The 21,819-nt window shown below is 44.2% G+C and carries 16 protein-coding genes; all 16 read right to left on the bottom strand.

The window, feature by feature from the left end; genetic code table 11:
* Positions 1-89: 89 nt before the first annotated feature.
* The 16 genes from C234_RS0105255 to C234_RS0105180 all read right to left on the bottom strand — a co-directional run bounded on the left by C234_RS0105255 (position 90) and on the right by C234_RS0105180 (position 21,811).
* Positions 90-2,246, bottom strand: coding sequence for an alpha-N-acetylglucosaminidase (locus C234_RS0105255; RefSeq protein WP_027324916.1), 2,157 nt, complete (start codon positions 2,244-2,246; stop codon positions 90-92).
* Between the two features lie 23 nt (positions 2,247-2,269).
* Positions 2,270-3,523 (bottom strand): GntP family permease, encoded by a 1,254-nt coding sequence (locus C234_RS0105250; protein ID WP_027324915.1) that lies wholly within the window; start codon positions 3,521-3,523, stop codon positions 2,270-2,272.
* A 16-nt stretch (positions 3,524-3,539) separates the two neighbouring features.
* Entirely contained in the window at positions 3,540-4,679 is a 1,140-nt protein-coding gene (locus tag C234_RS0105245) for a glycerate kinase (RefSeq protein WP_027324914.1), read from the bottom strand.
* A gap of 6 nt (positions 4,680-4,685) precedes the next feature.
* Entirely contained in the window at positions 4,686-7,463 is a 2,778-nt protein-coding gene (locus C234_RS0105240) for an alpha-N-acetylglucosaminidase TIM-barrel domain-containing protein (protein ID WP_428829117.1), read from the bottom strand.
* Positions 7,464-7,553: 90 nt separating this feature from the next.
* Positions 7,554-8,405: an endonuclease/exonuclease/phosphatase family protein gene (locus C234_RS0105235; protein ID WP_027324912.1), complete on the bottom strand. Its 852-nt coding sequence runs from the start codon at positions 8,403-8,405 to the stop codon at positions 7,554-7,556.
* Between the two features lie 72 nt (positions 8,406-8,477).
* A complete protein-coding gene (locus C234_RS0105230; protein WP_027324911.1) occupies positions 8,478-10,208 on the bottom strand; it encodes a RagB/SusD family nutrient uptake outer membrane protein in 1,731 nt (576 codons plus the stop codon).
* Between the two features lie 21 nt (positions 10,209-10,229).
* Positions 10,230-13,625: a TonB-dependent receptor gene (locus C234_RS0105225; protein WP_027324910.1), complete on the bottom strand. Its 3,396-nt coding sequence runs from the start codon at positions 13,623-13,625 to the stop codon at positions 10,230-10,232.
* Between the two features lie 35 nt (positions 13,626-13,660).
* The gene (locus C234_RS0105220) at positions 13,661-14,596 is read right to left on the bottom strand and encodes a FecR family protein (protein WP_027324909.1); all 936 of its coding nucleotides are present in this window, start codon (positions 14,594-14,596) and stop codon (positions 13,661-13,663) included.
* Positions 14,597-14,661: 65 nt separating this feature from the next.
* Entirely contained in the window at positions 14,662-15,240 is a 579-nt protein-coding gene (locus tag C234_RS0105215) for a sigma-70 family RNA polymerase sigma factor (protein ID WP_027324908.1), read from the bottom strand.
* A 210-nt stretch (positions 15,241-15,450) separates the two neighbouring features.
* Complete coding sequence (gene galE, locus C234_RS0105210) at positions 15,451-16,485, bottom strand: UDP-glucose 4-epimerase GalE (protein WP_027324907.1); 1,035 nt, start codon at positions 16,483-16,485, stop codon at positions 15,451-15,453.
* 117 nt (positions 16,486-16,602) lie between these two features.
* Entirely contained in the window at positions 16,603-17,175 is a 573-nt protein-coding gene (gene rsxA, locus C234_RS0105205; protein WP_027324906.1) for an electron transport complex subunit RsxA, read from the bottom strand.
* Positions 17,176-17,209: 34 nt separating this feature from the next.
* The gene (gene rsxE / locus C234_RS0105200; RefSeq protein ID WP_027324905.1) at positions 17,210-17,794 is read right to left on the bottom strand and encodes an electron transport complex subunit RsxE; all 585 of its coding nucleotides are present in this window, start codon (positions 17,792-17,794) and stop codon (positions 17,210-17,212) included.
* A complete protein-coding gene (locus tag C234_RS0105195) occupies positions 17,787-18,524 on the bottom strand; it encodes an RnfABCDGE type electron transport complex subunit G (RefSeq protein WP_034536963.1) in 738 nt (245 codons plus the stop codon). Before C234_RS0105195 ends, rsxE begins: the two co-directional genes overlap by 8 nt.
* Positions 18,521-19,513, bottom strand: coding sequence for an RnfABCDGE type electron transport complex subunit D (locus C234_RS0105190; RefSeq protein ID WP_027324903.1), 993 nt, complete (start codon positions 19,511-19,513; stop codon positions 18,521-18,523). The genes C234_RS0105195 and C234_RS0105190 overlap by 4 nt, the downstream gene beginning before the upstream one ends.
* 6 nt (positions 19,514-19,519) lie before the next feature.
* Positions 19,520-20,857: an electron transport complex subunit RsxC gene (gene rsxC / locus C234_RS0105185; protein ID WP_027324902.1), complete on the bottom strand. Its 1,338-nt coding sequence runs from the start codon at positions 20,855-20,857 to the stop codon at positions 19,520-19,522.
* 90 nt (positions 20,858-20,947) lie between these two features.
* A complete protein-coding gene (locus C234_RS0105180) occupies positions 20,948-21,811 on the bottom strand; it encodes a Fe-S cluster domain-containing protein (RefSeq protein ID WP_027324901.1) in 864 nt (287 codons plus the stop codon).
* Positions 21,812-21,819 lie beyond the last annotated feature (8 nt).

Genomic DNA, 21,819 nt, shown 5'->3' with positions numbered 1-21,819 from the left:
ATAAAAACAAAACCCAAAGAAAGAATGAACCATAATATTGCAACGATATATTTATTCCAAGTACTGATACTGAATTTCAATACAGAAATTTATTTCTCATATTTTTTTATCAATAAAGAAACAAATTCCTGTAAATCTCCTTTCTGATTAGTTTTAATATATGCAGTCGACTTCACCCAAGAATCTTCAAAAGTTTTTATTTGTCTGTCAAGTTGTCCTTGATCAAAAGACTTATTGTGTTCTATAGCATCAATTACCGCATCAAAATATAAATTCCATCGGTAAGTATAATAATTCGACACTAATCCTGACCAAGTACGACTCGCATAATCGTTCAAACTTCCACCCCAAGTAGTAATCAAGTTGCGTGCATTCAATTCATAATAATCAGCCAATACAACATTTTCACTATACTCACGAGCTTTATTCAACCAATGGTGTATAGAAGTAAACGGATGGAAAGAAGTAAGTTTGTCGATATCGGTCAACAAATCTTGCATTTTCAAAATATATTTCTGTAAGTCTGCTTTATTCTTTGCGTGATAGGCCTTATCAAATTTGTTTTTTAATTCCAGAAAGTAATTCCCCATCCATTGTCGACCCACAGTAATAATATCAAGCTGTAAGGCATCCCTTTGAGAGATGTTTGCAGAGACCAATAGCTTCCAGACCTCAAACAAACGGTCATTATCATACTCTATTACCGTCCGCTTGTTCTTTTTATCCATGACTGGCCTCAAATTGGGCAACACTCCTAATGTCTTTGGTACTTGTACGTAAATATCATTGAAGAGGATTTGCCAGGCTTCACGAGCTTTCTTAGATATCCCTCCCACATGTCTGTCTGCTAAAGCATTAACCCATTGTTCATCAGTCAGACAATCAGTCCATGCCTTCTCAAAAATATATTCATAAGGAAATTGAACCACATCCAATCCCTCCAAAGTAGAACCAATACCACACAAATTGCTTCCGCCGTTCAGCAAGGCATTATTAAGGCGCTCACCACTTTCCTTCACATTACCCGTAAGAGTCGTATTACCTCCAAAATTTCCCAAATAGCACCAAATATAAGGCTGTCCATGAAAACTTTTTGTCGTTTTCCAAAGCTCTACATTCTCGCAATGATAATCCAATAACACCATTTTATTTTGAGGAACACCTGTCAATAAAGCCTCGACACGGGATGGAGTCCATTTTTTGCGATCAAAATAAAACATCCAGGTCATTTGCATCCATTCTGCTTTCGGATCAGCTTGCGTCAGAGTCTTATACATATCGGATGAGACCTGCTTCAAATAATCCGGTTCCCAACTGGGAGGATCTACCTCATTAAACGGATCTACTCCATAAATATGATCAGTACCGAAAAGCATATTCTGCTCATGCAGAAATAATTGTTGAATTTCCGCAAACAAAGGTTCTTCAGGATTTAAGAAATGACAACGATTTGCATCTGAGAACCCTGCCCATTTACTCAAATATTTAATATTTATGTGGGGATAGAGACGTTTCAAGGCTCCGGGCACATGTCCTGCAAAAGCGGGAAGTACAGGTCGCATTTTTAATTCACGTTCACGTGCCAATATTTTCTTCTGAAGTTCTACCTGAGTATCCAACCAATGTTTTGGTAAAGGTCCATTCCAACCGTCAATATTGGCCATACGATGCCAAGGGAGATAAGTCGGTCCTGTAAAATACGATCGGATTTCTTCATCGGTCAGCCCCAGTTTACTCCACACTTTATACCACACAGCTTCTTGTCCGGTAATAGCCAACGGCATGTTGACACCGTTCAGTGCCATCCAATCAATTAACCGTTCCCAATCGCTCCACTTCCAAAAAGGCATAGTATAACCATAAGTACAATAATTAAGGAAAAAGCGTCGTTCCACTTTCGCTTCTTTCCGAATCGGATAAGGTATGATAGGAAGCACTTCCGGCATCTCTACAGGAATATCAGCATACCAAGAAACTGTAGTTTTACAATAATACTTCAGATAATAGTTAAGCGCTACTGCCATCGAATTAGCGGAATTGCCACGAATCAAGATTTTTCCATCTTTACTTTCCAAAGTAAAAGAATCCTTTCCATCTTCTTTCTTCTCTTGACTGAAACAGAAGTAGGCAGTATATTCGGGAATCAAACGTTTAGCTAAATTCGTTACCACAACTGCCTCATCGGATAATGCCGACAAAGGAAGACATGTCAAACTTATCAATAATAAACAATATATTCGAGTCATAAAATAAAAATAATAGAATAAAATCAAGAAATAAAAAAGTAAAGTAATGCTGAAGAAACGGCTAATATCATTCCTATCAATGTCTCATAAGGAATCAACTTCAATCGGTCCTTAAAAATCAATCCACACACGCCTCCTGTAGTATGGAAAAACGAGCCATGCGGCAAATGATCTAATACCGTAGCACCGGCATTTACCATCAAAGCTCCCCATACACCAGAAATTCCGACTGATATGAGCGTATCGGCAAAAGACGCGGATGCCAACATCGCTCCAGCTGTGGTAGATGCAGTAGCTGCCGACATCAAAGCTCCCGAAACCGGGGCTACTATAGAATCGCTTAAATGACAATAGTTCAAAAACCAAAGAAGAAAGCTGTTAAGATCCGAGTTTTTGATAACTCCAGCAATAGTTCCTGTGCCAATAAGCAATGTAGCTACAGGTGCCATCTTTTGTAGTCCTAACTCAAGTATTTGGGGCACCTTTTTCCAACACCGGATACTGAGAATGCCTGCAACTCCACCTAAAGGCAAAGCAATAAGGGGATCAATAACGACACCGAACAACGGACGTAATGCCAGCAAAACAATAGTAACCAAAGGAGCCATCAGACTAGACCAAAGAGAAAGTTGTTCATGTGACTCATCTTTAACTTCAAAAACAAATTCTTTCGAAACCTGTTTTTTTTGAGATATCCATTCAACAAGAATCATCGTCATTACTAATCCAATAAATGCTGGAATTATACCTGCAAACATTACCGATGATAAATCGGTGTTGAAATTCTCAGCAGCGATAATGGTATTTGGGTTAGGAGAAATGATATTTCCCGACTTTCCTCCGCCTATCATAGCCAGTAATAAAAAGGAGGTCGGGATGTCTAACCGCTGATGAATAGACAAAGCTATCGGTGCTACTGTAATAACTGCCACATCGATAAACACCCCTACCGCACACAATAAGAAGGTGGCGAAAGATAAGGCTAAATAAATATGCTTCCTGCCTAAACGTAAAATAATAGTATTGGAAATCTTAGCAGCTGCTCCCGTTTCAATCAAAACGCCAGACAACACTCCTGCTGACAAGATGCGAATTACAGCCGGAGACACATCTCTGACGCCATCGACCATCACATTAACCGTTTCTATAAGCGAAAGCCCACCAGCAAGTCCACCAGCCAAAGCACCCGTCATCAGCCCATATACAGGGTGGATTTTATTTATAATAAGCCAAATAGCCAGCAATAAACCTAGCAAGGCACCCAGAGTCGTATACATTTCATTTGTCGTTTTATCAAGATTTCACACGTAGCATCAATCGCAAGATCTGAACAACCGTCCGGTTCAGGTTCTCTAAAGTCATTTCTTTCCGCATGGCTTTCTCCAACGAAAGCGGCGACGACTGAATGGAAAAAACAGCCGTAAAGCCCAATTCGTTCAATTTTTCCACCTCCTCTATGCAACCGCCCAAAGCGACAACGGGAACCTGTTTGGCTACAGCCCTGCCCAATACACCGCTCAATGCCTTGCCCATACCTGTTTGAGCGTCGATCTTTCCCTCACCGGTCAGCACCACATCCGCATCCGCCACCTCCTTGTCGAAGCCGATAAGATCAAGTACGATATCGATACCGGGTTTCAACGTAGCATCCATGAAAGGAAGCAAGCCGCCTCCCATCCCTCCGGCCGCACCGGCACCCGAAAGAGTGGCTACATCCTGCCCCGTTTCTCTCAACAGCACCTCCGCATAATGCCGAAGTCCTCTGTCGAGCAGGTCGACCTCTTCCGGAGAAGCTCCCTTCTGAGGAGCATACACGTATGCAGCGCCCTCCTTGCCGTAAAACGGATTGCTCACATCGCACGCTATGACAAACGAAGCCTCTTTCAAATCCGGTCTCAAACGCGAAAAATCGATCCGCTTTATTTTTCCCAGATTCCGCCCGATAGGGTGGAGTTCATCACCGGCTTCATCGAGAAAACGCAGGCCCAATGCCCGCATCGCTCCCGTACCGGCATCGTTGGTAGCGCTGCCTCCCAATCCGATGACAAACTTCCGATATCCTTTATCCAACGCGTGGGCTATCAGCTCCCCTGCTCCATAGCTTGTCGTATTCATGGGATTCCGGCGGTCCATAGGCACCAGCGGTAAACCGGCGGCAGCTGCCATTTCAATAACCGCCGTACCATCTTGTGAAACAACATACGAAGCGCTCCGCTCTTCCATAAGAGGACCATGGACCCGGCAGGAAAGGGTTTCTACAGGCAGATACCTGCCTATCGCCCGGGCCGTTCCTTCTCCTCCATCGGCTATAGGGAATGACTTCACCTCGCATTCCGGCCACAGTCGGCGGATGGTTAAAGCCAGAGAGTCACTTATATCCGAAGCGCTCACAGACCCTTTAAAGGAATCGAAAGCCAGTACAATCTTTCTCATAACGGTTTACATATTACGTAGTTTATTTACTTCTTTTATGGCAGCGTCCAATGCATTTTCAAAAGGTTGCGTACTATTATTCCAAGGAAGAGAAAGCCATTCTTCTTCCCAATTTTGAAGTTGATCGCGATGTGAAGAAAAATATAGCTCCATTCTCGGAATATAGTAATCTTTTATCAATCCACTCCAAAAACGTGCGGCATAATCTCGTTGACGCCCTCCCCAAGTTGTAACAAGACGCTTCGCATTCTTCTCATAATGGACTTTCTCATCAGAAGTAACGCCATAATCACGGGCCATCTTTACCCAAGGTTCCAAACGATATAACGGATGAGAAGCCAAAAGACGATCTACTTTCAACAAAATGTCAACAGCTATTTTCAAGTTATCCCGGGCATTTTCCTTGTGTCCTACAGAATCCGCTCTTAATGCTGCAATATAGGCTTTGTCAGCTTTTGCCGCTAGATAATAAGCTGCAAACTCAATAGCGTCATTAACATAAAGCCGGGAGCCTTTCAGACTATCGACGCAATCCAAAAACAATTCAACTCCATGTAAGAAATCGTCGCCAACATCTATTTTGCTTAACCTATGAGTATCGGGGACAACCGTTTGCCAAGTAAAGCGCGGATAAGAATATAAGCTCGAATAAGCTGTCTGCCGGAAGATATTCCATGCCATTTTCATCTTTGGAGGGAAAGAGCCATAACGCGCCTTACCATAGTTGTCAATCCAAGAATTCAAATGAATAGGTTCGTCAGTCCAGCCCATGTCTGCCAAAAGCTCATAAACTACCTCATTGTTCTCCAAACCTTCGGGGGCAGAGCCGAAGCCGACCAGGTTGCCTTTATTCGAGGTATGAAGTGCCATCGAAGATGAAGAGGCATACATCTGCAAATCACCGGTCATCGGAGTTTTTCCTCCAAAATTAGGGACATAACTAAATATCCACTTTTTACCATAAAATCCATCGTGCACTTTCCAAGTTTGCTCGGTATTCCATACCCATTTAGGATAATCATTTCCCAAATCAACAATAATCATCTTATCATCAGGAACATGACTTAGAAGAGCTTTCAAACTTTCTTTATCCCAAAAATCATGTTGATACCCGAAAGTCCATCCTTGCGTGACCCAAACAGCGTCTTTATTTCCTGCTGCAATAGATCGATAAATAGATTCGCCATATTGAGCGAGCAACTTGTGTTTCCCTTCCACATCGCTTTTATCAACCGGAAGGCGCATTTCATTAAAGCTATCCGAAAGATAATAAGTGTGTTTGCCGAATTCCTTTTCCCATTCCTGAACAAACAGTTTACCTATCTCTTCAAAATAAGGAGAGTCGGGTGGTAGCACGTAAGCATTATATTTAGGTCGAAAACCACCCCATTCTAAATGTTTAAAACTTATTTCAGGATGTTGATCAACAAAGGCTTTCGGCACAAAACCTGCAAAAGCGGGAACAATGGGTTTCATTCCAAGCTCATGCATACGATCAAGAACTTTGTGTTGCAGTTTCACCTGCTTTTCCATCCATTCGTCAGAAAGAGGACCTTCCCATGTAGTCAGGTTCCCCATACGATGCCACGGTAAGTGAGCAGGTGCGGTAAAGAACATACGTACTTCTTCTTTCTTTAATCCCATCTTCATCCACACCCGTTCAGCAATAGCTTCATTGGCAATAGTGGCAAGAGGCATATTCACACCTCGAAGTGCCATCCAATCAATTTCTCGTTCCCAACGGTCCCAATCCCAATAAGGTGTTGTGTAACCAAAAGTGCAAACGTTGAGGAAATACCTGAACTCATACGGCGAAGTCTGTTTTTCACCAAAATCAGGCCATTGATCCGGTAACTGGAAATGCTCTCCTCCCCAAGTTTTCAATGAATGACAAGCTTTTTTCATATAGCTATGAAAAGCATAACATAGAGCTACACTGCTACTGCCACTCAAGGTCAAATTACCATGTTCTGCTTTTATTTCATAAACATCTCTGTTCTCAACAGCAGGAATGATTTTCAAATTTATATCTGCTGCCCGACTCCCTATTTGCCTATAGATAACATCACGGGCAGCACGAACTTCAGTACTCGACTTAATTTTATGATATTCCAAATCAGTCACAACAGGTAAATGATCGGAAAGAGTGGAAAAAACAGGTTGGCTTCGAATTACCTTCCATCCTTTCATCGGCTTAGCAAACAAAAAGTCGATTCTTCGAACAGGATTTGAAGAGGGAATAGTTGGTCTAACATCCGGATCGGAAAACCAATTCTTCTCCATTGTTTTCACCACCTTGGATGAAGGAATGGAATTAAAATCACCTCCCAAAATAAGCGGATACTTCACATTCATAAAATGGTTGCAAATAAAATCGGCTTGTAATTCACGCGCATCGGCTCTTTGAGCATCAAGATGTGTAGAAGCAAAAACCAGCGTATCTCCATCCATCTCGAAAAGCCCTTCAAGTACGGCGCGTTGCTCAACATTTTTTTGAATGTGAGGTAATAAAGTCTTTTGGCTACTGATATACGGATAACGGGAAAGTATTCCGATACCATAATATCCTCCTTTATAATCAATGGTCTTGCCATACAAGCCAAACATACCGGTATAATATGCCAGTTCGGAGATGAAATTTTTACCGTTCTGTTTCGGAGCACGTTCACGCTGTGTATTACAGTCTACTTCCTGCAAAGCCACAAAATCAGGAGAAAAAGATTTGATATGCATAGCCAATTCTTCCAAAGAGGCCAGCTCTCCAAAACGCAGATTATAAGTCATCACGCGTATTCTCAAAGGTTCACTGGCATACAGACTGACCGTCAGCAAGACAAAAATAAAAAACAATATGTTTTTTTTCATACCAATAAGCTATAAAGGTTTCAATACAGATACAATAGGCAAATGATCCGAAGCATTAATCCCTGTAAAAACAGTGTGAGAAATTACATTAAACGCATTATCGGGTTTAAAGGCAATGTAATCGAGCTCGCGGTTGGGTTTGTCGGAAGGAATAGTAAACTTGGTTGGATCATTATTGGTCCTTTTAAAGCCATTACTGTCTAATGAAGAAATAACAGAGTGATCCGGTTTTGAATTAAAATCGCCTCCTAAGATTACGGGAGCTCCTGTCAGCTTATTCAGTTCGGCTAAAACAAATGGGAATTGCTTTACACGTTCCGATTCCGTTACAGACAAATGCGTTGTAGCCAAATAAATATCCTTTCCTTTAAAAGTTATTCGAGCACTTCCTAATACATTACTTCCTTTTATTTGCTGTCCGTCTATTTCTGTAGGAAGTTTGTGGTTAACGATAGAGCTCAGTTTATATTTAGACAAGATTCCGGCGCCATAGGCACCTTTTCCATAAGTCTTTTGCTTAAAAAAATAATAATATTTGAATCCGGACAATTTAGAAAGTTCTTCTACTTGGTCTATACCAAAGCTCCGGCTGGTACAAGAGTCTACTTCCTGCAAAAGTACGACATCCGGATTCTTTTCTTTCAATACTTTGGCTATATTATTCACCTCGGCATCCGATGGAACTCCCGAACCATAATAAGGTGCGCAATGACGAACATTATAACTCATGACAGCAAGATAGACCTTTTCCTCCGGATCATCATCCCAACCGTTTCCGCCTGGAATTTCTTTGTCATTACCGCTTCCACATCCAACCAAAGCACAACAAAAGTAAGTTACTGCTAATAAAATCTTTTTCATAGCTGTTTGATGTTTTAAATCGTCAAGCCTACATTTCTGCAGACTTGACTCTTAAATTTAATAATATACATTTTATTCCTCCCACCCGGGATTCTGTCCCAAAAGAGGATTTTTTACCCGTTCTTCATAAGGTACAGGCCAAAGATAATGCTTCTTCGGATCAAAATAACGGACTCCACCCTCGGCTGTCGATTTTTCATGGATAACATCTCCAAATTCATCCAAGCCGGTATCCGGATACGGATTCTTGCCCAAATCATTGAGACATACAATTTCACTGGGACCGGTAATGGCACGTCCAAAACGAAGTTCTCCTTCTTTCCAACGTATAATATCGGCATAACGCATACCGTCAAAGGTCATCTCAATACGTCGCTCACGCTTCAGCTCTGTCCAAAGATCCATATTCCAACGTTTTAATTCATCCAGATTCATGCGATGCATTCCCACACGATCTCGCAACTTATTTACCGTATTATCAATCTCTGATTGTGTAAGAGTACCATTTAGTTTATAAAGCGCTTCGGCATACGTCAAGAGAATTTCCGGAAAACGTATCACATTCAGGTTATTATGCGCTTTATTGACACCGGTCATACTCATTACACTGTATTTTTTAAAATAAAAACCTGTATAAGAATTGGCTCCATTTCGATTATTTCCACTCAATGAAGCAAATCGGGGTAAATTGAAAATTAAATTTATCTTATCAATATCGGGGTCTCCGTCATCACCACCCGGCCATTTGTCTCCCGGAGTATAAAGGGTCATTTTCATACGCGGATCCCTATTTTTAAAATAGTCTGCATAATGCTTTTCAGGATATGTATACAAATCGGATGTAACTACGTTATCATTCTTGTAATACTCCAATCCCGTTTTCGCCGGTTTGCCATCAATACACAAAAAAGCGTCTACCAATGTTTTAGAAGCCATAAAACGCACATAGTCAACAGGTGCGCAAATTTCCCTTGACGTATTATGCATACGCACGTCTTTTATATATAGACTATATATGATCGATTCATTGTTGGAGGGATTAATTTCCACATCCCCTTCATCCTGATAAAGCTTTGCATAATCATACAATCCATAAGGGCTATTCTTGATAATTTCTTCACAAGTAGCTTTCGCCACCTCATAGCGTTCGTTCTGAAGAGCAACACGCGCTTTCATCGCCAAAGCTCCCCAACGGTCAATACGTCCCACATTTCTGCCCAACTGTCTTTCAGCAGGTAATTTTTGTGCAGCCCAATCCAAATCAGCTAATACATAGTCTATGACTTGCTCTCTCGGATTACGTGGAACATAAGCTTCGTCTGCTGTAATGACGTGATCAACCCAAGGCACATCACCGAAAAAAGTAGTTAACATAAAATATTCAAAAGCGCGAATTACCTTCACTTCAGCAGCATATATATCTTTCACAGACTGATCGACTTTCGCTGTATTATAATTATCTAAAAAATTGTTGCAGATATAAATATATTCATATGCATTTCTCCAATAAGAAGTAAACGGAAATCCGTCGGTATAAGTATGTTTTCCTCCCGACACTTTGCTCAGTCCGCTCGTAATATTGCCCCACATCACAGTTTCAGCAGTAGATTCTGCCCACTTGATCAATGTTTCATAATCGAAAGCGTTGTAACAAGGATACAAGGCAGCACGCAATTGCTCCTCATTCTTCCAATAAGTTTCATTGGTCACCGAATCCTGAGGATATTTGTCCAAGAAGTCCGAACACGACGAACTTATAAACAAGCCCATCAATAAAACTCCTATACAACTATATCTTTTCATAATATTCTGATATTTAATTGATTAAAATGTTACAGACATACCAAGCACATAAGTTTTCACCTGAGGATAAGAGGCTCCTGATGTTTCTCGTACCTCCGGGTCGTAAGCGCCGAAATAATTGGTAAAAGTCAATAAATTATCGGCAGAAACGTATGCTCTCAAATTAGAAATACCCAAACGGACCAACCATTTTTTGGGAAAAGTATAACCTAGCTGTATATTTTTCAGACGAAGGTAAGAAGCGTCTTCCAACCAATAATCGCTAAATAATAAATTGTGGGTCTGTCCCTGATAAAGTCTTGGGTAAGAAGCGCTCGGATTGTTGGGTGTCCATCTATCCAAGTGTTCAACCTTCGGAGTAGAGTAGTCGTTAATAAAGCAATGGCGTGCCTCTTCTTCCAAATACCCGTTCACCTTTCCCACACCTTGCAAATAGAAGCTGAAATCCCATCCTTTCCATGATAGATAACCTTTGAAAGAGTAAGTGTAATGAGGAAACGGATCACCGAATACAACCTTATCGTATTCATCAATTATTCCATCAGGAACATTTTCCGGACCACTGATGTCTCTATATTTAATATCACCCGGTTGTACAATACCTGCGCTCGCTTTAGGAACTACAAAATTCGGATTAATATACTTACCGTCATCATTCTTTCCTTCAAAATCTGAAATTTGAGCCAATCCATCAGTCAGATAGCCATAATAAGCGCCGATCGCATCTCCTACCCTACGGATCTTATTGCCTAAAGTCGGTTCACTGGACCCCAAATCCGTAATTTTATTTTTTGAATCGGATATATTAAAATTGGCGCCATATTTTACCTGCCCTATGCGGTCACGCCAAGCGAGGTCGATCTCCCAACCCTTATTTTCAATTTTACCCATGTTTTCAAAAGGCAGAAAAGCAGATTTAGTCACACCCACAATAGTAGGATATACAGGTTTTACCAAAGCATTCACATTCTCTTTCTTAAACCAGTCAAACGACATAATAAGTCGGTTATTCATAAAATTCAAGTCCACACCCGTATTCAGCATACGGATTGTTTCCCACTTGATGTTTTTATTACCGAGTTTTTTCTGCACAAATCCTACATTGTTAAGTCCACCTATAGGATATGACTTTTCAACACGTTCAATTGGAGTAAGATACGGATAGAAACTATCACCTACATTCTGGTTCCCCAATTCACCCCATGATACTCTCAGTTTTCCCGATTCCAAAACAGGTTTGGCAAATTGCATAAAACTTTCTTTGGTAAAGTTCCATCCTGCGGAGAATGATGGAAAATATCCCCAACGATTATTCTTGGCAAATCGAGAAGTACCATCTATACGCATATTAGCTTCAAATAAATACTTTTCATCGTATGCATAGTTGAAACGTCCAAAATAAGATTGAAGTGCCCAATCTTTTTTATTACCTCCATTGGTCAGATCCTCAGTCCCGGTATCCAGAACAAAGATATTGTCTAATAGAATATTCTTGCGGCTTCCATCCAACTCGCTATAGTCATACCACTCTTGGGAGTATCCCAACAAAGCTCCAAGTTCATGTTTCTTGATGTTTTTTTTATAGTTCAGTGTCAGTTGCAGACTTTGTGTCAGTGCGTCTTGATGACCTTGATACACATAATTTTTCATTGCCTCATTATCCGGATCTGGTACCCCGTTCGGATCGAATTCCGGCAAAGTAGGGCGGAATTGGTCGGTCTCCCGGAAGTAATAATTGGCTGAATATTGACCATTCAGATAAAGATCCTCCATAATCTTAAAATTGGCTTCTACGATAGCGTTTAATGTTCTTGACTTTCTGTTTTCTGTTCCACCTTCATAAGCTACATATAGGGGATTTGTCACAGAACCGGTCGCCCAATAAGAAGTATCATGCCACATCCCGTTTTCATCTTGCTTTTTCCACTTAACGGGCAACAATGGCGACATACGTTGGGCCAACCTAAACACCCCGGATGTTCCGGAAAATCCGGATGTAGTCCGATAATAATCTACAAAACTGACTGTTCCATTTAATTTCAACCGATTATTCAATTCTGTATTTACGCTGATGCGTGCATTATGACGTCTCGACTTAAAGGCATCTCCTACTACTAAACCGTCTTGATTCAAATAACCGTATGACATGAAATAACCACTTTTTTCACCGCCACCGCGTATACTGATAGAATGTCCCGTCTGCAATGCGTTCTTTTTAAAAAGTTCATTTACCCAATCGGTATTGAAATATTCATTGGGAGATTCTCTCGAATCGTACTTTGCAAAAGCATCTTCACCGTAAGGTTTAGAGAAACCCGCCGCACTCATCGCCTCATTGTACAATTCCATGTATTGTCTTCCGTTCACCTGTTCCGGCAATGCGGTAGGCGCTTGGAACCCCACATAGCCTGTATAGATTATCTGCGCTTTCTCTTGCTTGCGACCTTTCTTTGTTGTTATCAAAATCACGCCATTGGCCGCACGAGCTCCATAAATAGCTGCCGAAGCCGCATCCTTGAGTACCGATATACTTTCAATATCGCTCGGATTCAGCAAGTTCATATCCCCGCCGGCTATTCCATCAATTAAAATCAAAGGCGAGGTACTGCTATTAATGGTATTTACGCCACGGATCTTAATATCCGGAGCAGCACCGGGTTGACCGGATGAAGAAGTAACGGTTACTCCTGGAAGAAGACCTTGCAAACCCGAACTCAGATTGGCCACCGGACGGTTTTCCAGGGCATCGCCCTTTACCATTGATACGGCTCCCGTCAAGTTTACTTTCTTTTGAATACCATAACCCACCACGACTACATCATCCAGTGTCACAGCATCCTCTATAAGAACGACATCCAACACTCCTTCTGCACGAACTTCCCGATTAAAATCCGCATATCCTATATAAGAAAATGTAACCGTACTTCCCAAAGGCACATTGAGTGAATAATTACCGTCAATATCTGTTGTGGTGCCATGCGATGTTCCAGGCACAAAAACGGTAACTCCAACAATAGGTTCGCCTGTTTGTCTATCGGTCACCCTGCCTTTAATATGCACCTTATTCTTATCATCTAATCTACCCTTTTGTACCACCTTGTTAAAAAGTAAAATACAACTTTCCTGAAAACGAAATCCCACATTTGTATTTCGAAATAAATCCTGAAGCACCTTCTCAAGGGCTTTATTTCTCACATTCAAGCTAACCTTAAGGTTCGGATCTACAAACTCTTTACTGTAAGCCACATCCATCGAAGACTGTTTGCCAATAATTTGCATGGCCTTTTCCAAAGAAACATCCCGCATTTTAACAGAAATTTTCTGGCTCTGAGCCAAGGCGGAAAGCGGAATGAAAAAACAAAATCCGCCTACCATACACCACAATCGGATGTATGAAAAAAAGTGTTTTTTTTCCATGAATAAAAATTTTGTAATTATTAGATTTATGGACTTTATTTTATCACATACGCGTATTCTGATTTTTTTATGATTCGAACAGGAGTAATAGACTCCATCATCTTCAACACATTGCTAAGATCCCCTCCTTTGGTTGACAAATTATACGTATAGCCTCGTATCTTATCGTTTTCAATCTCGAACGAGACATCAAACTGTCTGGAAAGCACTTTCAAAACAGATTCCAAGGTGGCATTTCGAAATGTCAGGCGATTTTCCCTCCACCCAGAAGCTTCCTTATAATATTCATTCATTGAAATCTTACAGCTACCATGCACTCTGTTGTATACTGCAGTTTGTCCGGGTCTCATGACATACAAAGCCGCATTCTCCATAAAACGCCCTATACTGATTTGCCCCTCATCCAAAGTTGTAATAACCTCCTCATCGCTTGGGTAAGCCGAAATATTGAAGCTTGTTCCTGTCACCTGCACTTGCAAATCTCCGGCAGTTACATAAAAAGGATGTTCGGGATCACTCTTTACTTCGAAATAAGCCTCACCTTCGAGAGCTACCCTCCGCTCATTTCCCACAAACTGTTCCGGATATGTCAGCTTGGTATCCGAATTCAGCCATACACGACTTCCGTCAGTCAACATGACTATTATTTTATCTCCTTTCAAAACTGCTACTTCCCGGCTTAGAGGCTTTTTCGAGCGACCCGCAAAGTTGTAAGTAAAATACCCGACATTACCGACCATCAGCAAAACAACTGCAGTCCATTTCAACAGAAAAGCCAACGAATGACGCTTCCTTTTTTTCATCCGTGCATAAATATGATCGTACACCTCAAACTCGTCAAATTCCGGCAGAGTCTTTTTGCCTAGATCCAAAGGTTTGTTTTCCAATATCAAATTCACATCTTTGTCAAGATAACGTTCGATGTAATCTATGATTTCACTGTCTATGCTATATTTCTTCCTTTTATGCATTTCATCGAATCTTTATATATAATACACAAAGAAAAACCAAAAGTATGATATAAAAATCAAAAAAATTATAGAAGGAGCAAACATAATGTAGAGGCTTCGCGAATCCAAACTTTAACTTGTTTGAGCGATTGGCTGTATTGAAATTTAATTGTGTTCACCGAAAGTCCCAGTACATCGGCAATTTCCTGATTAGAATATTTTCCGGATATTTTCATAAAAAAGATTTTCTTTCTTTGGGGCGAAAGTTTATCCACTACATGCTTAATCAACTCCAATTGTTCTTGTTCCAGCTCTTGCTCTTCAGCATCACCACCATCAATATAGTTCAACATCTCAAGGCAATCTTCTAATACAAAAATGTTCGTTTTCGAATCACGTAAAATATTCAGCAAATCATTCTTTAGCATAGTAAACAGAAGACGGTTGATAGGAATATCCTCTCGCAGATCTTCCCGCTTAAGCCATAACTTCATAAATAAGTTTTGAACGGCATCTTCCGCCAATGCCTTATTACAAAGATATTTAAAAGACAAGATGTAAGCCTGCCGGGCATATTTCTTGTAAATCACAGTAAAAGCAAGGCAATTGCCACGCTTCAGCTGTACCACTAACGTTTTTTCCTCCATCGATAACATATCTTTCATATCCAAGCTACTATCAAAAAAAAAACGATACTCCGATTCACATCGGAGTACCGTCACAACACAAACACAAAATAAAACACGACAAAACTACTACTCAATCAGGATGTTCGTGCCGGGGAGGCACAGCTACCCTCAACACATATTCACATATACACTGACGGTCCGATCCCGATCGGTTACAAGAGCCCAAGAGCCCTTATTCTGAAATTATTATTGTATACCTCTTTCTCGAAGTTTCAATTGCCAGTTCCAGGCAGACCGCAACGTATCTTCCAACGTTTCTACCGCTTTCCACCCGAGTTCGTTATTGGCAAAGTCCGGATTGGCCCACACCTTCTCGATATCTCCCGCACGGCGGCCTACAATCTGATAATTCAGTTTTACTCCGGTAGCTTTCTCAAAACCTCGAATCAACTCCAATACGGAAACTCCGCGTCCCGTACCGATATTGAAAACTTCCACTTTCTCTTTCTGCCCCTTCTCCAAGATGCGGCGGATAGCTATCACATGCGCTTTTGCCAAATCCACCACATTGATGAAATCACGGATGCAAGACCCGTCGGGGGTATTGTAATCATCTCCGAACACACTCAGTTTTTCACGGATACCGATCGCCGTTTGAGTGAGGTAAGGAACCAGATTCTGCGGCACTCCGCTGGGCAGCTCGCCCAACAATGCCGTGGGATGCGCGCCGATCGGATTGAAGTAGCGCAGCATGATCGCGTTTATCGGAGCCCCCGAAGCCACCGTATCGCGAATAATTTCCTCATTGATCTGTTTCGTATTTCCGTAGGGAGACTCAGCCTTCTTAATCGGCGCTTTCTCCGTCACCGGCAATTCGTCCGGCTGACCGTATACCGTGCACGAAGAAGAAAAGACAATCCCCTCCACCCCATGTTTGGGCATCAACTCGAGCAGGTTGATCAGGGAAACCAGATTGTTGCGATAATAAAGCAACGGTTTCTCTACCGATTCGCCCACCGCCTTGCTGGCGGCAAAGTGAATGATCGCTTTAATTCCTTTGTATTTGGCAAACAAAGCGTCAAGTCCTGCGAAATCCAGACAGTCCAGTTTTTCAAAAGCAGGACGGATGCCGGACACTTTTTCGATGTTGTCAACCACATCGGCGCTCGAATTCGACAGATTATCTATAATAACAACCTCATATCCACTGTTTTGCAGCTCTACAACGGTATGAGAGCCGATATATCCCGTTCCCCCCGTTACTAAAATTCTTTCTTTCATAAATATCTATATCGTGCGATTTATTTCATCGGTTTTTCTGTTTGATTTACAAAAATATAGAAATAAAATGAAAAACCAATCATATTACGCAAAATGTTATCAAATAACCTCTTTTTTTTATACTACACCCGAGAATCCCATGAATGCCATTGCCAGCAGACCGGCGGTAATCAGGGCGATAGGAGTACCCCGCATGCCTTTCGGCACTTTCACCAGACTCATCTGCTCGCGCAGCCCCGCAAAGAGAATCAGAGCCAGTCCGAAGCCCAAAGCGGTGGAAAAGGCATACACCACGCCGGTCAGCAGGTCATAGTCTTTCTGAATCACCAGAATGGCTACCCCCAGGATACAGCAGTTGGTCGTAATCAACGGAAGGAATACGCCCAACGCCTGATACAGGGCGGGCGACACTTTCTTCAGGATAATCTCCACCATCTGTACCAGGGCGGCAATGACCAGAATGAACGTGATGGTTTGCAGATACCCCAGTCCGAAAGCGTCCAGCACGAATTTCTGGATCAGAAAGGTGACAATGGTGGCTATCGTCAGCACGAACGTAACCGCCGCGCTCATCCCCATCGCCGTTTCTACTTTCTTGGAAACGCCCAGAAACGGGCAGATTCCCAGGAATTGCGACAATACGATGTTGTTCACAAAGATTGCCGAGATAAAAATCAATATATATTCCATAATGAATTCCTAATTATCTAGTTATCAATTACATTCAGGCTTTTTTCAGGCTGTTGATCACCGCGATGAGGTATCCCAGCGCGATGAATGCGCCCGGAGCCAGTACGAACAGCAGCATGCCGTACTCTTCGGGCAGAATCGCCAGATTGAAAATTTTGCCGGTTCCCAGAAACTCGCGCACGGCTCCCAGCAACGTCAGCGCGAACGTGAAGCCGAGCCCCATCCCTATGCCGTCGAACATCGAAGAGAGCGGATTGTTCTTGGCGGCAAAAGCTTCGGCACGCCCCAGTACGATACAGTTCACCACGATCAGCGGGATGAAAAGCCCCAAGGTAGCATACAGTTCGGGCACATAAGCCTGCATAATCATCTGAAGCAGAGTCACGAACGAAGCGATAACCACAATAAACGAAGGAATACGCACCATATCGGGAATCAGTTTCTTCACCGACGAAATCACCACGTTCGAACAGATAAGCACAAACATGGTAGCCAGCCCCATACCCATACCGTTGATGGCGGAAGAGGTCGTACCCAACGTAGGACACATACCAAGCAGGAGCACAAAAGTGGGATTCTCTCTGATAATCCCGTTCATCATTACTTTCAAGTTATTCATAGCTGTCTTCTCCTTTCTTCGTGATAGAATCATTGGCGGTCTCATCTCCGGGCGCGACGGCGGGTTCGTTTTTATGCGACGCCCCGGTAACGGCGTTCGTTTCCGATTCACCTTCGAGATAAGCAAGATAAGCGGCATTCACAGCGCTCAGAAACGCGCGCGAAGTGATGGTCGACGCCGTGATGGCATCCACCTGTCCGCCGTCTTTGCTCACTTTCAGTTCATTCTCTCCGGGGTTCAGCCCCAGAATCGACTTCCGGCTCTCTTCGTGCCTCACCGCAGACTCCCCTTTCGACGGAGAGTAGGCCCCGAACCACTTGTCGGCTTTCGAGCCCAGTCCCGGCGTTTCGGCATGAGCCAGCAACGAATAGTTGTAAATTCTGCCTTCGGCATCGAAGCCCACCAGCACTTTCAGTTCGCCGCCGAATCCCATCGACTTCGACTCCACCGCGCTGCCTATCCATTCTCCGTCTTTCTTGGCGGGATACACAATAAAGTTTACGATCTTTTTACCGTCTTTCTCGTCGAAAATCGTATCGCTTTCTTCCACCGGATTGTTGGTGAATTCCGGAAGCACTTCTTTCAACGCCTGATTCAAAGCTTTGGCATTGGCTTCGGCTATCGGTCCCTTCGTCAGTTCGTTCACCCAAGCGAGCAAAGCCACCGAAACCACCGTGACGCCCGTCAGTACGAGCAGCATATTCTTTAAAGATGATTGTAACTTTTTCATTTCTTCTTCGCCACCTCCCCGAAGCGTTTAGGTTTACAATAGGTATTAATGAGCGGAGTAAACGCGTTCATGATGAGAATCGCGAACGACATTCCTTCGGGATAAGCGCCGAACAGGCGGATAACGACTGTCAGCAGACCGATGCAGACACCGTAGATCAGCATTCCTTTCTTGCTCATCGGCGAAGTCACGTAATCGGTAGCCATAAACACCGCTCCCAGCATCAAGCCTCCCGAAAGCAGCTGCATCACCGGCGACACGTATTTCACGGGGTCAGCCAGATGCATCAACCCCGCGAACACGAACACGGTGGCAAGAATGGATACGGGAATATGCCAGGTGATGATCTTCTTCCAAAGCATGTAAACGAGTCCGAGCAGCAACGCCAGCGCGCTCACCTCGCCGATACATCCGCCGCTTTGTCCCAGCAGCAGGCTCAAAGCGTCGGGCAACTCGGCCAAAGCGGCTGTATTTCCGTGAATCGCCTGCTTCATCAACGCCAGCGGAGTAGCCGCCGTAGTAGCGTCGGTATAAGCCGTCAGTTGTCCCGCTACCGGCCAGCTGGTCATCTGCACGGGAAACGAGAGCAGCAGGAACACACGCCCTGCCAATGCCGGGTTGAAAGGATTGCAACCCAGTCCGCCGAACGACATTTTCCCTACGCCGATGGCGAACAAAGCGCCCAGAACGATGATCCAGAGGGGCAGGTTCGACGGCAGGTTGAACGCGAGCAGCACGCCCGTAATCATTGCCGAACCGTCGAGTATTGTGGTTTCCGGTTGCTTCATTAAGAATTTAACGATCGCCCATTCGAAAAACAGGCAAGCCGCCACCGAAGTAGCCGTTACGATGAGGGCTCCCAGCCCGAAAAAATAGAGAGACACCAGAAAAGCCGGCACAAGCGCGATGAGCACCCCGTACATGTTTTTCTGTATGCTGTCTCCGCTATGCACGTGGGGCGACAGTGATACGATCAATTTATTTTCCATATTCCTTTATTTTTTAACTTGACGTGCGCGAATCATCGCTCCCACCTTTCCTTTGCCCAGACGGCAATAGTCCAGCAAGGGGCGGTTGGCGGGACAGGTAAACTGGCACGACCCGCACTCGATGCAATCCATGATTCTTTCTTTTTCCATTCTTTCAAAATCTCCGTTTTCCGACAAAGCTCCGAGCAGATAAGGCTCCAAGCCCATCGGGCAAGCGCTTACGCACTTCGAGCAGCGGATGCAGGTCTGCACCTTGCCGCGTTTCGCCTCTTTCCGGTTCATGATCAGGATGCCCGAACTTCCTTTCGCAGTGGGCACCTCGATATTCATCAAGGCCTTTCCCATCATCGGTCCGCCGCCTATCACCTTTCCGGTATCTTCGGGCAGTCCGCCGCAAGCGTCTATCAGCTGGCTCATCGGCGTACCGATACGTGCCAGGAAGTTCGAAGGTTTCGCCACCGATTTTCCCGTCACCGTAATCACCCGTTCGAACAGGGGTTTGTTCTTCTGCACCGCCTCGTACACGGCAAAAGCGGTTCCCACGTTCTGCACCACCGCGCCCGTCGAGATGGGAAGCGCGCCGCTCGCCACCTGCCGCTTCGTAATCGCGTCTATCAGTTGCTTCTCACCGCCCTGCGGATACTGTACCTTCAGCGGAATCACCTCGATGCCCGCATACGTCGAAGCCACCTTCGTCATCAGCTCGATGGCGTCGGGTTTGTTGTTCTCGATACCGATGAACGCCTTGTTCACTTTCACCGCTTTCATCAGGATGGAAACGCCCACCATGATTTCTTCCGCATGCTCCAGCATCAACTGATGGTCGGCAGTCAGGTACGGTTCGCACTCCACGGCGTTGATAATCACGCATTCCGCTTTGAACGACGGCGGCGGAGTCAGCTTCACCTGGGTGGGGAAACAAGCGCCTCCCAATCCAACAATGCCTGCGTCCGCAATTTTCTTCACAATCTCTTCCGCCGACAGCTCGCACGCCTTCACCAGCGTTGCGCTGCGGTCTATCGTCTCTTCCCACTCGTCGCCTTCCACATCTATATAAATGGCGGGCTTCGCATAGCCGCTGGCATCCACCACCGTATCTATCTTCACCACCTTTCCGCTCACGGAAGAATGGATGGCAGCCGAAACGAAACCGGAAGGTTCGGCAATCTTCGTCCCCACCTTCACCATATCTCCCTTGCCTACCACAGGGCGGGCGGGAGCGCCGATATGCTGCCCCAGCAGGATGACCGCCTTTTTGGGCACTTCCGCCGTGATAATGGGTTGATGTGCCGACAGTTTATTTTCGTGTGGATGAACTCCACCGATTGAAAATGTCTTTAACATACAATTCTGTATTATAATTCTGTTGATTTCTTCTTTTTTTTTAAAGCCGGATGTTTTTCTGAGGCCGGCTGTTCGCTATGCCCCGACGTCTCAGTTCGCCGTTTCTCCGACCGCTACTTCCGCTTCTTTCGGCTTACGCGGAGGGAAATTCAACTCCACGATGCTGTTCTGCGGACAAACTTCCACGCACTTGCGGCACGATTTGCATTTGTACGGATCGATATAAGCCAGGTTGTTTTCGAGCGTAATAGCTTCGAACGGGCAAGTCTTCACACACTTGCCGCAGCCGATACAGCTCACCTCGCATGCTTTGCGCGCCACCGCTCCCTTGTCTTTATTCACGCACGAGATGTAGACGCGTCTCGACTTCTTCCCTTTCGGACGGATTTCGATAATCATCTTCGGACAAGCTTTCACACAAGCCCCGCAAGCCGTACATTTATCTTCGTCCACCTCCGGCAATCCCGTTTCCGGATTCATGTGAATCGCGTCGAACTGGCAGGCTGCCACACAGTCTCCGCATCCCAGGCAACCGTAGCTGCATCCCGTTTCTCCACCGTAGAGCGAAGCGGCGATCGCGCAACTTGGGGCACCGTCGTACAGGTTGATGCGCGGACGGTTGGCGCAGGTGCCGTTACATCTCACCACCGCCACCTTCGGTTCGCTTTCAGTAGCCGCCAGTCCCAGAATGTCGGCAATCTGCGCCATGACAAGCTGTCCGCCCACAGGGCAGTATTTTCCTTCGAGCGAACCCGCTTTCACACAAGCGTCGGCAAAACCGCTGCATCCGGGGTAGCCGCATCCGCCGCAATTGGCTTGAGGCAACACTTCCCCCACCTGGGCAATCCGCAGATCTTCATACACAGCAAATTTCTTGGAAGCCGCATAAAGCACGGCAGCGAGCACCAGCGCTATGGCTCCCAGCGAAACTACTGCAATCAGAATCAAATTCATAATGTTTT

Origin of the sequence: Bacteroides pyogenes DSM 20611 = JCM 6294 (genome assembly GCF_000428105.1) — a bacterium.
GTDB lineage: Bacteria > Bacteroidota > Bacteroidia > Bacteroidales > Bacteroidaceae > Bacteroides > Bacteroides pyogenes.
Note: the sequence above shows the minus strand (reverse complement) of the source record. Positions and strands in the feature narration are given on the sequence as shown.

Coding starts and splice junctions, on each gene's coding strand:
- C234_RS0105255 (WP_027324916.1), bottom strand. CDS start 2,246: ATGACTCGAATATATTGTTTATTATTGATAAGTTTGACATGTCTTCCT.
- C234_RS0105250 (WP_027324915.1), bottom strand. CDS start 3,523: ATGTATACGACTCTGGGTGCCTTGCTAGGTTTATTGCTGGCTATTTGG.
- C234_RS0105245 (WP_027324914.1), bottom strand. CDS start 4,679: ATGAGAAAGATTGTACTGGCTTTCGATTCCTTTAAAGGGTCTGTGAGC.
- C234_RS0105240 (WP_428829117.1), bottom strand. CDS start 7,463: ATGACTTATAATCTGCGTTTTGGAGAGCTGGCCTCTTTGGAAGAATTG.
- C234_RS0105235 (WP_027324912.1), bottom strand. CDS start 8,405: ATGAAAAAGATTTTATTAGCAGTAACTTACTTTTGTTGTGCTTTGGTT.
- C234_RS0105230 (WP_027324911.1), bottom strand. CDS start 10,208: ATGAAAAGATATAGTTGTATAGGAGTTTTATTGATGGGCTTGTTTATA.
- C234_RS0105225 (WP_027324910.1), bottom strand. CDS start 13,625: ATGGAAAAAAAACACTTTTTTTCATACATCCGATTGTGGTGTATGGTA.
- C234_RS0105220 (WP_027324909.1), bottom strand. CDS start 14,596: ATGCATAAAAGGAAGAAATATAGCATAGACAGTGAAATCATAGATTAC.
- C234_RS0105215 (WP_027324908.1), bottom strand. CDS start 15,240: ATGAAAGATATGTTATCGATGGAGGAAAAAACGTTAGTGGTACAGCTG.
- galE (WP_027324907.1), bottom strand. CDS start 16,485: ATGAAAGAAAGAATTTTAGTAACGGGGGGAACGGGATATATCGGCTCT.
- rsxA (WP_027324906.1), bottom strand. CDS start 17,175: ATGGAATATATATTGATTTTTATCTCGGCAATCTTTGTGAACAACATC.
- rsxE (WP_027324905.1), bottom strand. CDS start 17,794: ATGAATAACTTGAAAGTAATGATGAACGGGATTATCAGAGAGAATCCC.
- C234_RS0105195 (WP_034536963.1), bottom strand. CDS start 18,524: ATGAAAAAGTTACAATCATCTTTAAAGAATATGCTGCTCGTACTGACG.
- C234_RS0105190 (WP_027324903.1), bottom strand. CDS start 19,513: ATGGAAAATAAATTGATCGTATCACTGTCGCCCCACGTGCATAGCGGA.
- rsxC (WP_027324902.1), bottom strand. CDS start 20,857: ATGTTAAAGACATTTTCAATCGGTGGAGTTCATCCACACGAAAATAAA.
- C234_RS0105180 (WP_027324901.1), bottom strand. CDS start 21,811: ATGAATTTGATTCTGATTGCAGTAGTTTCGCTGGGAGCCATAGCGCTG.